Origin of the sequence: Microbulbifer discodermiae, from assembly GCF_040742695.1 — a bacterium.
Lineage (GTDB): Bacteria > Pseudomonadota > Gammaproteobacteria > Pseudomonadales > Cellvibrionaceae > Microbulbifer.
Genome location: NZ_JBFLAB010000004.1, coordinates 83,625 through 98,135, shown reverse-complemented (window position 1 = coordinate 98,135; position 14,511 = coordinate 83,625). Strand labels below are relative to the sequence as shown.

At 57.6% G+C, this 14,511-nt stretch carries 11 protein-coding genes and 1 tRNA gene; 10 read left to right on the top strand and 2 right to left on the bottom strand.

Annotation, left to right across the window (positions count from 1 at the left end):
• The first annotated feature begins 446 nt into the window (after window positions 1–446).
• Entirely contained in the window at window positions 447–1,397 is a 951-nt protein-coding gene (locus AB1S50_RS02430; RefSeq protein ID WP_367148791.1) for a coiled-coil domain-containing protein, read from the top strand.
• Window positions 1,398–1,566: 169 nt separating this feature from the next.
• Here the strand turns inward: AB1S50_RS02430 and thpR are convergent, their stop codons facing one another.
• Window positions 1,567–2,190 carry an RNA 2',3'-cyclic phosphodiesterase gene (gene thpR, locus AB1S50_RS02425; RefSeq protein ID WP_367148790.1) on the bottom strand — a complete coding sequence of 208 codons (624 nt, stop codon included), beginning with the start codon at window positions 2,188–2,190 and terminating at the stop codon, window positions 1,567–1,569.
• A gap of 146 nt (window positions 2,191–2,336) precedes the next feature.
• Here thpR and AB1S50_RS02420 point away from each other — a divergent pair, with 146 nt between their 5' ends.
• On the top strand, window positions 2,337–2,816 hold the full coding sequence (locus AB1S50_RS02420) for an Hsp20 family protein (RefSeq protein ID WP_367148789.1): 480 nt from the start codon (window positions 2,337–2,339) through the stop codon (window positions 2,814–2,816).
• A 143-nt stretch (window positions 2,817–2,959) separates the two neighbouring features.
• Here AB1S50_RS02420 and AB1S50_RS02415 read toward each other — a convergent pair whose 3' ends face one another.
• The gene (locus AB1S50_RS02415; RefSeq protein WP_367148788.1) at window positions 2,960–3,946 is read right to left on the bottom strand and encodes a GlxA family transcriptional regulator; all 987 of its coding nucleotides are present in this window, start codon (window positions 3,944–3,946) and stop codon (window positions 2,960–2,962) included.
• Between the two features lie 137 nt (window positions 3,947–4,083).
• Between AB1S50_RS02415 and AB1S50_RS02410 the strand changes: the two genes are divergently transcribed.
• From AB1S50_RS02410 to clpX, 8 genes are all read left to right on the top strand, one after another.
• On the top strand, window positions 4,084–5,940 hold the full coding sequence (locus AB1S50_RS02410; RefSeq protein ID WP_367148787.1) for a beta-ketoacyl synthase: 1,857 nt from the start codon (window positions 4,084–4,086) through the stop codon (window positions 5,938–5,940).
• 61 nt (window positions 5,941–6,001) lie between these two features.
• Window positions 6,002–6,592 carry a cupin domain-containing protein gene (locus AB1S50_RS02405; protein ID WP_367148786.1) on the top strand — a complete coding sequence of 197 codons (591 nt, stop codon included), beginning with the start codon at window positions 6,002–6,004 and terminating at the stop codon, window positions 6,590–6,592.
• A gap of 320 nt (window positions 6,593–6,912) precedes the next feature.
• On the top strand, window positions 6,913–9,069 hold the full coding sequence (gene fadB, locus AB1S50_RS02400) for a fatty acid oxidation complex subunit alpha FadB (protein WP_367148785.1): 2,157 nt from the start codon (window positions 6,913–6,915) through the stop codon (window positions 9,067–9,069).
• Between the two features lie 11 nt (window positions 9,070–9,080).
• Window positions 9,081–10,256 (top strand): acetyl-CoA C-acyltransferase FadA, encoded by a 1,176-nt coding sequence (fadA, locus tag AB1S50_RS02395; protein WP_367148784.1) that lies wholly within the window; start codon window positions 9,081–9,083, stop codon window positions 10,254–10,256.
• Window positions 10,257–10,450: 194 nt separating this feature from the next.
• Window positions 10,451–10,535 (top strand) — tRNA-Leu (locus tag AB1S50_RS02390).
• A gap of 203 nt (window positions 10,536–10,738) precedes the next feature.
• Window positions 10,739–12,052: a trigger factor gene (tig, locus tag AB1S50_RS02385; protein ID WP_367148783.1), complete on the top strand. Its 1,314-nt coding sequence runs from the start codon at window positions 10,739–10,741 to the stop codon at window positions 12,050–12,052.
• A 186-nt stretch (window positions 12,053–12,238) separates the two neighbouring features.
• Window positions 12,239–12,874 carry an ATP-dependent Clp endopeptidase proteolytic subunit ClpP gene (gene clpP / locus AB1S50_RS02380; RefSeq protein ID WP_367148847.1) on the top strand — a complete coding sequence of 212 codons (636 nt, stop codon included), beginning with the start codon at window positions 12,239–12,241 and terminating at the stop codon, window positions 12,872–12,874.
• 263 nt (window positions 12,875–13,137) lie between these two features.
• The gene (clpX, locus tag AB1S50_RS02375; RefSeq protein ID WP_367148782.1) at window positions 13,138–14,430 is read left to right on the top strand and encodes an ATP-dependent Clp protease ATP-binding subunit ClpX; all 1,293 of its coding nucleotides are present in this window, start codon (window positions 13,138–13,140) and stop codon (window positions 14,428–14,430) included.
• The last annotated feature ends 81 nt before the right edge of the window (window positions 14,431–14,511 follow it).

The window sequence follows — 14,511 nt, the reverse complement described above, 5'->3', positions numbered from 1 at the left end:
AACGCCGGTGTCGCAACTAAATCTTGCTGATTTAACAGCCTGGGGTGTTTTACGCCCGGGTCGGAAATTCACTGTTTCCAGCGATTATCCCTGCTATCCATAATGCACTCACGCGCAAAAAAATCAAGCACCCTGATCGCAAAATTTTATCAAAAATGCGCCACTGGCCATTCCAGTGGCTTTGCACGCTATAGGGCTCAGGGGACAGAAGCTGTATAGAAAACCGGCGCCCGGCAGTCCGGTAGTCGGTAGAGGGATGGCTTATTTCTATAGCGGAGATTGCCCCTCGCAGAACGGCTGCGTAGAATCACGCTGGGCGTGACCAGACGACGGAGAGGAGTACCCGACTCCGCAAGTTAAGGCGGCTGTAGCGCAATTCTCCCAACAGACACATTAAATCGAGAAACGGGTTCTTTCCTATGGCGGTATTGAGGCATTGCTCACTTGTGATGACGGGTTTGATGATGTTGGCGGCTGGCCCCATCACGGCCCAGGAACAGGCGTCCCTGGAGGCGGAGAAGAACCGGCTGGCTCGTATGGGGCAGACACTGGAAAACCGCATGGTTGAGGTGGAGGAGATCGAAAACGAATTGATTTCCTATGACTACAAGCTGGAAAAGGCACAGCAGGCTGTTAGCGCGGTGCAGCTAAATTTTGAACAAAGTACTCAGGACTTGCAGAAGGCTGAACGGGATCACCAGTTACAGAACAGTTCTGATTCCGAACGCCAACTGCGCAAAGCCCAACACAGCTTTGCCATGGCCGAGCGCGGTGTGGACAGTCGCAACCGCCGCCTGAAGATCATCCAGTCCAATTACCAGCAGTTGCAGGATCGGCTCAGCGCTACCCAGGAGGCCGCCACCAACGACCGGGCGCGCATGGTGGCCCAGGAGCGGAAAGTCGAGCGGTTGACCAATGAAATGCTGGCCCGGGCTGAAGCGGCGAAGGGGCGCAAAGAGATTGATAATCGATCGGCCCTAACGCAGGAATTGAAGATACCCGCGCCAGTGGTCGTTGCGGATCCGGCCCCTGCGCCTGCCCCCGAGCATGAACGGACAGTCGACGGGGAGATGCTGACCTATGTCCGGGGCGAGAAAGACCGTCTGCAAAAAGTATTGGAGGGAGAGGGTGGGGGGGACCAAAGCTTCCCGGACTTAACACTAAAACTTATTGGAGGAGCCTCCATCCCATTTGAATTTCTGGGACACAACCAGTATCGCCTGGTGGCACCGGTAGAGGCCGGCCGGCAAACCTATAAAGTCCGCAAGTGGAAGTTCCGCCGCACCATACCCGCCGATGACGCGGGTGAGCCTTACGTGTTTATCTTCGACGCGCGCAGGCCGTCGCGTCCGCGCCTGGTGATGTACCCTGAGTATGTTCTGTCCAAGCTGGATTAGCGGGCAGATTTTTTTATTAACCGCATCGATGATCCGTCCGCGGCAAATCAGGCAGTTATACGCTTGACTTGCCGCCAGAACACCCCTGTTCGGAGCATCAGCCTGCTGGGCACGCATAGGCGGTGTATTGCCGATTGCGATTGTGGCGCCGGTCGTTCCAGGCGGGCGATCAGACCAATGGTGAAAGATCCGTCTGGTCGCCGGGTTGTTCGCTGGTGCACAGGGGCAGCTCTATCAGTGGCAGATACTGACTGCCGCCCGGCGCCATCAGGCTTTCATAGAGCACCAGGTTGCCAATATTCACGGAAAAATCCACCGCCTGGGCTTTCATTGCCGCGAACCCCCTGGGGCTGCGCGCCAGGGTGATGTGGGGGCGGAAAACCGCACTTTCCGGCTTTAACCCGATATCCATCATTAGCTGCCGACAGCGCCGGTGCAAACGGTCGAGATCGGGATTGCCCAGCAGCTCTGCCACCAGTAACCGCGATTTGCGCTGTGGGAATGGATGCAAGGCTGCGATCCTGCCTGTGCAGCGCTGCAACTCCGATGCAATTACCTGCATCCGCTGTTCGATTTCGGCGACAAGATCGGCGGAGGTCTCCCCTAAAAAAGCCAGTGTCAGATGGCGGTTGGTGTGACTGGTCCAGCGAATGGGGCTGCTGCGCCCGGCGCCGAGTGTGCGTTTCGCATGACTAACCAGTCCATCCAGGAACTGCTGGGTATCACTGTCCGGGCGCACACCAATGAACAGTCGCTGGTTGTCCTGTGCGATGGATTTTTTTCTGCTGGCCATAAAAGTTTACTTTCGCAGTTGAAAAATAATCCCGCGACCCTATCTAGATATACGAGGAGGCAGGCTCATTCGGAGCTGCACCCTCAGCCCGGCTCGGTCTTCACGACGAGCGAACTTCAATATTGCTCTGAATAGAGGATATGACAATGCGTAACTTAGATTTTTCACCACTATACCGTTCCGCCATAGGTTTTGACCGCATGGCCCGACTGCTCGACGCAATGACAACCGGCGAGCAAAACCAGCCGACTTACCCGCCCTACAATATCGAATTGACTGGAGACGACAATTATCGCATCTCTATGGCAGTGGCGGGGTTTGAACAGTCCGAACTGGATATTCAGGTGGAGCAGAACCGACTCACCGTGAGCGGCAGAAAACCGGAAGAGGACGATCAGCGGAATTTTCTGCATCGGGGTATCGCCGCACGTAACTTCGAACGCCGTTTCCAGCTCGCTGACCATGTGCAGGTGATCGGTGCCGAATTGGAAAATGGCCTGTTGCATATTGACCTGGTACGCGAGATCCCGGAGGTCATGAAGCCGCGCAAAGTGAATATCTCATCCTCGGACAAACTGCTTCAGCAAAAGCGCAAGGCGTCCTCGGCGAGTGCTTCCGCTGCCTGACGGAGTGCCTTCCCCTCCACAGCGCCGCCTCTAGGGCGGCGCTGATTTGATCTGCAACCCGAAGGTCCCTATTTGGTACAGCGGGTTGCCTGCGAAGTATTCCTCAGCAGCCTGCCAGTTGTTTTCGCGTCTGGGTACAGCGGTCAGGTGTTTACCCGAAATAACTTGGCGCGCACTGTGGTGCGGTAGTCGCTGGGTGTCGTCGCCAGAAATTTCTTAAACAGGGCGGTGAAGTGCCCCATATCTTGATAACCTACTTTCTCCGCAATTTCATTCACCGAAAGATTGCTAGACTGCAATAGTTCCCGGGCCATATCCACGCGTACCTGCTGCAGATACTGCAGGGGAGTCTGCCCCGTCGCCAGTTTGAAACGGCGGTTGAAAGAACGCACACTCATATCGAAACGACTGGCGACCTCACTGAGACGGACCTCTTCACTACAGTGCTCCCGCAGCCATGTCTGGGTCTGTACTATCTCTTCGTCGGGATGCAGACGCACCGAGCCTTCCGAGTAGGCAATTTCCTCGAAGGGGCGCCGGATCTCATGGGAAAAATTCCGCTCCACATGGCTCGCGACTGCCGGCCCGTACAACTGCCGGATCAGATAGACGGTGACGTCCGCCAGAGCGTTGACACTGGCGGCACAGAAGATCTTATCCGCCTGGGTGATGAAATACTGCCGTTTGAGTTTGATCTGTGGGTAGTCCCGCGCGAATCGTTCGAAGTAGTGCCAGTGGGTGGTGGCTGGCTTGTTGTCCAGCAGGCCGGCCTCTGCCAGGAAACATACCCCCGTACCTACGGCTGAGATGGCTGCGCCGGACTCCGCCTGGCGTTGCAACCAGTCGAGCAGTGGTCCGCTGTGCCGCAGCGCCGGGCGCGGATTGCGCCAAAGAGCGGGCAGGTAGATGATGTCGCTGTCGGGGGCTTCCGCAAGGCTGAGATCCGGGGCCAGAGAAAATCCTGATCTCGTGGCCACTGGGTTGCCATCCAGACTGACAGTGACAATACGCAGGGGATCGGTCATTCCCTCGGCGCGCGCTCGACTCTCGGCACCGCGGAGCATCTCCAGCGGCAACATGGTGCCGGTGGTTAGCATCTGGTCGATCAGAAGAAAAGTGACGGTTCGCATTACAACTCGAAGCTTTTGGCCAGATAATCAATTTTGCTGGCCAGTATGACCATAACTCGGCCGATTCGCCACCCCCTAAACTGGACTTCCGTGAAATTTGGTTCATATTTGTCAGCATTTTTTTGCTGGAGGTCAGGATGCAGCGCCTTCCCGTCATCACCGCGTTTGGTGGTTTCAATCCCGCCGGACGGAGCTCCTTTCATCACGGTTACAGGCGCTTGGTGCTGGACAGGCTGAATGGCGCGGAACGCGAGCGGACCCTGGCCAGTCTGGCGGCGATGATGGGCCTGCGTACCGCCGCAGGCGGTGACAAGCCGCTGACCCCAGAAGAGGAGCGGAGGGTGCTCGACCAGACTCTGGTGCGCGAGCTGGAACAGCGGTTTTACGACTATCGCAGATGCCATTATCACCAGCCAGCGGAGCTCAGTAGCACAGAGGGGTTTACCTTCGAAATGAGTGTGCGCCAGTTGCCGGAGCCGTTGCCGGCGGACTGGCGGCTGGAGCCCGCCGGCGAGGGTCGGGTGCGTGTGCACAGCCGGGGTCTGTCAGTAATGCTAGACAGCTATCGCGAGATACCCGTGGCAGCAGCGGGCCAGTTGCCGACGGGGTTTGAACCGGCGGAGTATTACAACTCCCGCTTTCATCCGCGGGGCCTGCAACTGTCGATCCTAGGTGCGTCGGATGCGGTGCAGTCCCTGGGCATCGACTGGCAGACGGTGGTGGCAGCGGCTGGGCCGGAGCAGATTTCTGTCTATGCAAGTTCGGCGATGAGCCAGTTGGACCCCTATGGCAACGGCGGTTTGTTGCAGTCCCGCTTGCGCGGCGGCCGCGTCAGTTCCAAGCAGCTGGCGCTCGGGCTCACCAGCATGCCGGCGGACTTCGTCAATGCCTATGTGCTGGGCAGCGTGGGGACCACTGGTGCAGTTGCGGGGGCCTGTGCCACCTATCTCTACAACTTGCGTGCCGCGGTGGAAGACATCCGCAGTGGACGGGCCAGGGTTGCAGTAGTGGGGGCTGCAGAGGCACCCCTGGTTCCCGAAGTGGTCGATGGCTATGCGACCATGGGGGCGCTGGCCAATCTGGACGGGTTGCGCAAACTTTTCCCGGGGGAAATTGATTTCCGTCGGGCCAGTCGGCCCTTCGGTGAAAACTGCGGTTTCACCCTGGGTGAGGGCAGTCAGTGGGCGATCCTGATGGATGACGCCCTGGCGCTGGAGCTGGGTGCCACTATTCACGGTGCGGTGGCGAATGTTTTTGTCAACGCCGATGGCACCAAGAAATCCATTTCCGCCCCGGGGCCGGGTAATTATCTCACGGTGGCGAGGGCGATGGCGGAGACCCGAGCAATCGTCGGTGAAGAGAGTTTGCGCCGGCGCAGCTTCATACAGGCGCACGGTTCGAGTACACCGCAGAACCGCGTCACTGAGTCGGCGATTTTCGATCGTCTGGCGGGTGATTTCGGTATTCAGCACTGGCCTGTATGCGCGGTGAAGGCGTATCTGGGGCACACCGTAGCTGCCGCCAGTGGCGATCAGTTAATCACCAGCCTGGGTATTTTCGACCGCGGTATTCTGCCCGGGGTCACCACCATTGACCGTATCGCCGAGGATGTGCGCCACGACAATCTGGAGATTTCACTGGAGCATTCAGAACGGGATATCAATACGCTGGATGTGGCGTTTCTGAATTCCAAGGGGTTTGGTGGCAACAACGCCACCGCCAGTGTACTGGCCCCCCATTTGGTGCACAAAATGGTGGAGCGTCGTCACGGCAGTGAGGCGATGCGCAAATACCGGTCGCGCAACGAGCCGGTTGCAGAGCGGTCGCAGGCTTATGATCTCAGAGCCAGCAGTGGTGATATGAGCGCCATCTACCGGTTTGGAGAGGGCCTGGTGGATGAGGATGCCATCAAAACGTCCACCAGCCAGGTCACTTTGCCGGGCTACCCGCCCGTCAATCTGCCGACAGACAATCCGTTTGCAGACATGGCGTAAGGGGTTGGCCGGCCCTCGGCGTTTACCTTAGACTGTAGCCCCCACCGACGCGGGCACGAAAATGGGAAACGTGGAATCGGTGATTCGCTCACCGGATGGCAAAGGAACTGACGACGTCGGCAGCCGCTTGAAATCAGTGCGTAAAATGCACGGTCTGTCGCAGCGGGAGCTGGCCAAGCGCGCAGGAGTGACCAACGCAACAATCTCACTGATTGAGCAGGGACGAGTCAGTCCCTCGGTCGGCTCTCTGAGAAAAGTGCTGGGAGGCATACCCATGTCTCTGGCGGAATTTTTCACGCTTCAACTTGATCACAACGCGCAGGTTTTTTTTCGCGCGACGGAGATGCCCGACTTAAGCACGGGTCCCAATCAGTATCGCCTCCTCGGTGCGGACAAACGCCGGCGCCAGATGTCCATCTTCTATGAGATTTACCCTCCCGGTGGTGACACGGGACCGGAACTCCTAAGCCACGACGGGGAGGAGGGCGGTATCATTGTTTCCGGGCGGTTGGAGGTGACAGTTGGCGGTGAGTGCGCGGTGCTTGGTTTGGGGGATGGTTATTATTTCAACAGTCGCCTTCCACACCGGTTCCGCAATCCCGGTGACCTCGATTGTGTCCTGGTTACAGCCAACTCACCCGCCAGCGTATAATCCGCACCGTCGCTAGGGTTCCCGCCCGGGAGGTCGGTTTGCGGCCGATACCGCATTGACCGGCGATTGGAATCACCGAGCCATTCCCGCCCATTCGGGCCGATCCGGGTATCAATCAGCCAAATAGCGGTCTTCACCATTGGTGGCGCCACCCAATTTGTAACGATTGGTATTCAAACAGACGTTTGAATCTGTCTATACTAGGGCTGGCTGACTGCCGGGAACGCAAACGTCACCATCTCAGGGAGGGGGGATCACGGCAGTCACTCACAAACCCCGACCCCGGGCCACTTCGGGCCCCGTTAAAAAGAGGTCAACCAATGTTATTCAATGGCAAGGCGCTCAATGCGCAAATGCTCGACAACGGCATCGTCGAACTCCGGTTCGATTTGGAAGGCGAGTCCGTCAACAAGTTTAGCCGGCTCACAGTCGCGGAGTTTTCCGAGGCCCTGGATGTGATCGAGTCCGCGGACGGCGTCAAAGGCGTGCTGCTGACAAGCGGCAAGCCGGTATTTATCGTCGGTGCCGATATCACCGAATTCGGCGGCGCTTTTTCCGCAGGGCCTGAAGGTATTGCGGAGTTGATGAACAAGAACAATGCCAATATCAACCGTTTGGAAGACCTGCCGGTCCCTACGGTTGCGGCCATCAACGGCTACGCTCTGGGTGGAGGCTTTGAAGTTTGTCTTGGGTGCGACTACCGGGTAATGGGCGACCAGGCCAAGGTCGGCTTGCCGGAAGTGAAGCTGGGCCTGATCCCGGGCTGGGGCGGCACAGTGCGCCTGCCACGCCTGGTGGGTGTGGATGTCGCCGCAGAGTGGATCGCCGCGGGCAAGGAGCAGAAGCCGGAGGCCGCGCTGGCGGCGCACGCGGTCGATGCGGTGGTGCCCAACGAGCAGCTGCAAGAGGCGGCAGTGAAACTGTTGAGCCGGGCAATCGATGGCGAACTGGACTATCGGGCCGTCCGCGCTGTCAAGAAATCACCTATCCCCCTCAACGACACCGAAGCCCTGATGGCTTTTTTCACCACCAAAACCTTCGTGGGTGGCCAGGCCGGCCGCAATTATCCATCGCCAGTAAAGGCGGTGGAGTCCATGGAGCAGGGCTACAAACTCAACCGTGAGGAAGCGTTGGGTATAGAGCAGCAGAAATTTATCGAGTGTGCGCAGACGGGTACCGCCAAGTCACTGGTGGGGCTGTTTCTCAACGATCAGGCGGTCGGCAAGGTGGCGAAGAGCTGGGAGAAGAAGGCCGACAAGGTGGTCGAGCGCACTGCCGTCCTCGGGGCGGGGATCATGGGCGGTGGTATCGCCTACCAGTCGGCGTACAAGGGCACGCCGATCAAGATGAAGGACATCGACCAGAAAGGCATTGATCTGGGCCTTGAGGAGGCCAACAAACTATTGTCCAAGCTGGTGGACAGAGGCCGGCTGACGCCGCTGAAAATGGGTGAAGTGTTGAATCGCATTGAGCCGACCCTGAGCTATGACGGCTTTGACGATGTAGACGTAGTGGTCGAAGCGGTGGTTGAGAATCCAAAAATGAAGCACGCGGTGCTGAGCGAGGTTGAAGGCAAGATCAGCGAGGACACGGTGATCGCCTCCAATACTTCCACCATATCGATCGACCATCTGGCGCAGGCGTTGAAGCGCCCACAGAACTTCCTCGGCATGCACTTTTTCAACCCGGTCCATAAGATGCCGCTGGTAGAGGTGATCCGCGGCGAGCAGACATCCGACAGTGCCATTGCCCGTGTCGTGGCCTATGCGAAGAAGATGGGCAAGAAAGCCATCGTGGTTGGAGACTGCCCGGGATTTTTGGTCAACCGGGTGCTGTTTCCCTATTTTGCCGGTTTCGCCATGCTGGTGCGGGACGGCGCCGACTTTCAACAGATCGACAAGGTTATGGAGCGTTGGGGGTGGCCAATGGGGCCTGCCTATCTGATGGACGTGGTGGGTATCGATACCGGCGTGCATGCGGAAAAAGTCATGGCGGAGGGTTTTCCGGAGCGTATGGGCAAGACCTTTACCGCCGCTTCCGATGTGATGTACGAAGCCGGTCGCTATGGTCAGAAGAACTGCAAGGGATTTTACAACTATGAGGACGACAAGAAAGGACGCCCGAAGAAGGTGGTTACCGAAGAGTCCTACGATCTACTCAAGGGTCACGTTGCGGAGCGCCGCGAGTTTGACCCGGAAGAAATTATCGCGCGCATGATGGTCCCGATGGCCACCGAGTTGGCCCGCTGCCTGGAGGAGGGGATCGTGGGTTCTCCGGCCGAGGCGGACATGGCTCTGATCTATGGTATCGGTTTTCCACCCTTCCGCGGTGGTATTTTTGCCTGGCTGGATAGTATCGGCCTGGATGAATTTTTGCGGATGGCGGACAAGTATGCGGAGTTGGGTGAGCTTTACCGACCCACTGAACGCATGCGGGAAATGGCCGCTAGCGGAAAAACCTACTACGGCAACAAGTAAGGAGATTCACAATGAGTTTAAATCCGAGAGATGCCGTAATCGTAGACTATGCGCGTACGGCCATGGGGCGCTCCAAAAACGGGGTCTACCGGCATGTCAGAGCCGACGACATGTCCGCGGAACTGCTGCAGAAGTTTTTGCAGCGCAACGACAAACTGGACCCGGCCGAGATAGACGACCTTATTTGGGGCTGTGTCATGCAGCGGGACGAGCAGGGGTTTAACGTTGCGCGTTTTATTTTGCTGCGCGCCGGTATGCCCCACACCATTCCGGCACAGACGGTAAACCGTTTGTGTGGCTCTTCCATGTCCGCGCTGCACACCGCCAGCGCCAACATTCGCGCTGGTATAGGCGATATTTATGTGGTCGGTGGTGTTGAACATATGGGGCACCTGAACATGATGGAGCATGTCAGCCCGAATCCGATGCTGGGCCGCTATATGGCGAAGGCCGCCGGCTCCATGGGTATGACCGCTGAGTATCTGGCTATGATGCACGATGTCCAGCGTGAGCAGATGGACGAGTTTGGGGCCCGTTCTCACCAGCGGGCTGCCGCGGCCACCAGAGAGGGCAAATTCAACCGCGAGATTATCGCTATCGAAGGCCACGACGAGAATGGCGTGCCGTTTCTGGTGGAGACGGATCAAACCATCCGCCCGGACACCACCGTAGAGGGGCTGGCGCAACTCAAGCCGGCGTTCGACCCCAAGCACGGACGGGTGACAGCGGGCACTTCCTCACAGATCACTGACGGTGCCTCGATCATGCTGGTAATGTCTGCTGAGCGTGCCCAGTCGCTCGGTATAACGCCGATCGCCAGGGTGCGGGAAATGACCCTGGCGGGGGTGGATCCGTCCATCATGGGTTATGGCCCGGTGCCCTCGACCCAAAAAGCACTGCAGAGTGCCGGGCTGGGCATGGGGGATATCGACAAGGTAGAACTGAACGAGGCTTTTGCGGCCCAGGCACTGCCGGTGTTGAAGGATCTCGGCCTGCTCGACCAGATGGACGAAAAGGTGAATCTCTACGGCGGCGCCATCGCCCTGGGGCACCCCTTCGGCTGTTCCGGCGTGCGCATAACCGGCACACTGCTGTCAGTCATGCAAAATGAGGGCGGTGACCTGGGTGTGTCCACCATGTGCATTGGCTTGGGACAGGGAATCACTACTGTCGTCGAGCGAGTGTGACTGGATCTCAGTTTGTGAGTTGGTGGCTGCCATCGGCGCATCCGCCAGATCCCAGCCTGTGGACGGAGACTCGTCCGGCTATTCCTTGAAGCCCCTTGGCGCCTGTGGCACAATCTGCTGCCCCCGGCGCCGGAGTAGTATATTTATGCGATAAAGTGCATAGATATCAATGAGTTAGCGTTTGGGAGCGTCTTGGGGACGTGGTGGAATTGGTAGACACGCCAGATTTAGGTTCTGGTGCCGCAAGGTGTGGGAGTTCAAGTCTCCCCGTCCCCACCAACAATTGAATGGAGTGCCTGTGCCGTCGCCGCTTGAACAGAGCGGGGTGCGGGCTATTTCCATTTGGTCCGGACGGTTCAATAGCCGCCCCAGGGGCCGAACTGAATTCCGCGGATCGACACGGCTGATGCGGTGGCGTGCCGGCCATGGCGGAGCCTAAAGCGCAATAGCGTTAAGAAAGAGAGAGTCTCACGAGGAATAAAATGCAGGTTTCCATCGAAACAACTTCTGGCCTGGAGCGCCGTTTGACGGTCAATTTACCGGCGGAAGTCGTCGATAAAGAAGTGGACAAGCGTCTGCAACAGGCCGCGAAGAATGTGCGTGTAAACGGCTTCCGCAAGGGCAAGGTGCCGTTGAAAGTGGTGCGCCAGCGGTTTGGCAGTGGAGTGCGTGAGGAAGTGCTGGGCGAAGTCATGAGCCGCTCATTTTACGAAGCTGTACAAAAGGAGCAGGTAAAGCCTGCCGGCTCGCCAAGCATCGAAGCAAAGCAAACCGCACCCGGCGAAAATCTGGAATATGTGGCGACTTTCGAAGTGTATCCGGAGGTGGAGCTGGTGGATCTCACCGAGGTGAGCGTGGAGCGACCGGTGGCGGAAGTGAGTGATAAGGATGTCGAGAACATGATCGAGGTGTTGCGTCAGCAACAGGCCACCTGGAAAGATACCAAACGCAAGGCACAAAAGGGCGATCGGGTGACCATCGATTTTGTGGGCCGCAAAGACGGTGAGGAATTTTCCGGCGGCAGCGCTGAGGGGCAGCAACTGGTGCTGGGTTCCGGGCAGATGGTACCCGGTTTCGAAGACGGTATCGTGGGCATGAAGCCCGGCGATGAGAAGGATGTCGATGTCGTCTTCCCGGAAGACTATCAGAGTGAGGAGCTGCGCGGTGCTGAAGCGACCTTTACGATAAAGGTCACTGCGTCAGAAAAGCCTGAGTTGCCGGAGTTGAGCGAAGAGTTTATTCGGGGCTACGGCGTTGAAGAGGGCGGCGAAGACAAGTTTCGCGAAGAAGTCCGCAGCAATATGGAACGCGAGCTGAAGAACGCGGCTTCCAACAAAATCAAGACACAGGTAATGGATCAGCTGTGCGACAAGCACCAGGTAGAGGTGCCTGCGGCACTGATTGCCGGTGAGGTGGAGACTCTGCGCGGCCAAATGGTTCAGCAGTTCGGTGGCCAGATCAAAGCCGAAGATGCTAAAGGGATGCTGCCGGACACTATGTTCGAGGAGCAGGCCAAACGCCGTGTGGTGCTGGGACTGGTGGTCGGAGAGATCATCAAGCAAAACGATATTGCCGTGGATGCGGATAGGGTCAAAGCGAAAGTCGAAGAGTTGGCGTCGACCTATCAGGAGCCGCAGGAAGTGGTTGAGTATTACTACAATAACCGTGAACTCTTGTCCGGTGTTGAATCCGTCGTACTGGAGGATCAGGTCGTCGATTTTGTGCTTGACACTGCGAAAGTCGAGGACGTGAACAGCAGTTACGATGAGGTAATCAAGCCCCAGCAGCGGGCTTGAGGGCCGCTCACAGGGCGGCCGCAACCTCGCGGCCGCCAATCACTTTTCCCTCCCTCGGAGCCGACTGGCTTTCTCGACTGTGACCAGTTAAGCTGAGAAAACCGGGCTTTCAGTCATCCACACCAAAACTCTATGGTGCTGCTGAAACGACTCGCCAAATACGCCAAAAAGGAAGCTAAGGTATCTATGGCACGTTTTGATTACCCCCGTTCTTCTCTAGACATTTCAGCTACCGGTCTGGTGCCCATGGTGGTGGAGCAAACGGCCCGAGGTGAGCGTTCATTTGATATATATTCCCGCCTGCTCAAAGAGAGGGTGATCTTTCTCGTCGGGCCGGTGGAAGATCATATGGCCAACCTTGTAGTGGCGCAATTGTTGTTTCTGGAGGCGGAAAATCCAGACAAGGATATTCATCTTTACATCAATTCCCCCGGCGGTTCGGTTACTGCAGGGATGTCGATTTACGACACCATGCAGTTCGTTAAACCGGACGTCAGCACCATGTGTATCGGGCAGGCCTGCAGCATGGGGGCTTTTCTGCTGGCTGCGGGTAGTGCGGGTAAGAGATTTGCTACCCCCAATTCCCGCGTCATGATCCACCAGCCCAGCGGTGGTGCCCAGGGGCAGGCGACAGATATTCATATCCATGCGCAGGAGATTCTCAAACTGCGCCATCGCCTCAATGAGCTGATGGCCCACCACACGGGTCGAAATGTGGAGGAAATCGAGCGGGATACCGAGCGCGATCACTTTTTGAGCGCAGAGGAAGCCAAAGAGTATGGCCTGGTGGATGACGTATTGTCACAGCGGCAGGCGGGTTGAGCCCTGTGTGTCTGGCTGGTCGGCTGACCTGCACTGGCGGATGGCAGCCTGCCCCTGCAGGCAGGGGTGACCCCTCTTCCCGGTGGCTCGCCGCGATTCGGGGTGGTTAATATGACCGGGACCAGGGGCTGCGCGGCCAGATTACCGGTTTCTGCGGTATGCGGACTGCAAGGGCTTGAAAAAGCTGCTGAAAGGCAGCATCTTGCGATATAAGAAATGACCTCAGCGGGATAGCGGCTGGGTTGAGACCACGGAGTAACTGAATGACCGACCAGAGTAGCGGAAAAGACAATGGCAAACTGCTGTACTGCTCTTTCTGTGGCAAGAGCCAGCAGGAAGTTCGCAAGCTTATAGCGGGCCCATCTGTCTTTATCTGTGACGAATGCGTCGAGCTTTGCACCGACATTATCCGCGAAGAAGTGCAGGAGCAGGCGGATGGTGGAGAGGGTCGTCTGCCAATGCCCCGGGAGATTACCGCAATTCTGGACCAGTATGTGATCGGTCAGGAGCGCGCCAAGCGTGTTCTGGCGGTGGCGGTTTACAACCATTACAAACGTCTGCGCAGCAAAACTGACGTCAAGGGCAGAGAGCGGGAAGATGTAGAGCTGAGCAAGTCCAATATTTTGTTGGTCGGCCCTACAGGCAGTGGAAAAACCCTGTTGGCTGAGACCCTGGCGCGCCTTTTAAATGTGCCTTTCACCATTGCCGATGCCACAACCCTGACCGAGGCTGGTTATGTCGGTGAGGACGTGGAGAATATTATTCAGAAACTGCTGCAGAAATGTGACTATGATGTCGAAAAGGCGCAGCAGGGCATTGTTTATATTGACGAGATCGACAAAATTTCCCGCAAGTCCGATAACCCCTCTATCACCCGCGACGTTTCCGGCGAGGGTGTGCAGCAGGCGCTGCTCAAGCTGATTGAGGGCACTGTGGCCTCTGTGCCCCCCCAGGGAGGGCGCAAGCACCCGCAGCAGGAGTTTCTGCAGGTCGATACATCCAATATCCTGTTTATCTGTGGTGGAGCTTTCGCCGGCCTGGACAAGGTGATCCGCGACCGATCGGAAAAGGGTGGCATTGGTTTCAGCGCCGAGGTCAAGTCCAAGGATGACAGCGGCAGCTTTGGCGAGGTTCTGCGGGACCTGGAGCCGGAAGACCTGGTCCGCTATGGATTGATCCCGGAGTTTGTGGGCCGACTCCCCGTAACTGCCACTCTCGAAGAGCTGGATCGCGAGGCGCTGGTGAGAATCCTCACCGAGCCGCGCAATGCCCTGACCAAGCAGTACATGAAGCTGTTTGAGATGGAGGGGGTCGAACTCGATTTCCGCCCGGACGCGCTGGACGCGGTTGCGCACAAGTCCATGGAGCGGAAGACGGGTGCCCGGGGGCTTCGCTCCATCATGGAATCGGTATTGCTCGAGACTATGTACGACATTCCCTCAACCGACAATGTTGCCAAAGTCGTTATCGATGAAGCGGTCATAAAAGGGGAATCCGCGCCGCTGCTCGTCTATGAGAGCAATGACAAGCCGCAAAAAGCGGCGCCGGAAGAGTAAGCCGGGCCCAGCTTCCGGCGCTTCCTGTGCCTGCAAGAGCGCGGATACCCGTGCACTCCTGATGGCCGTTAGGGTCATAAA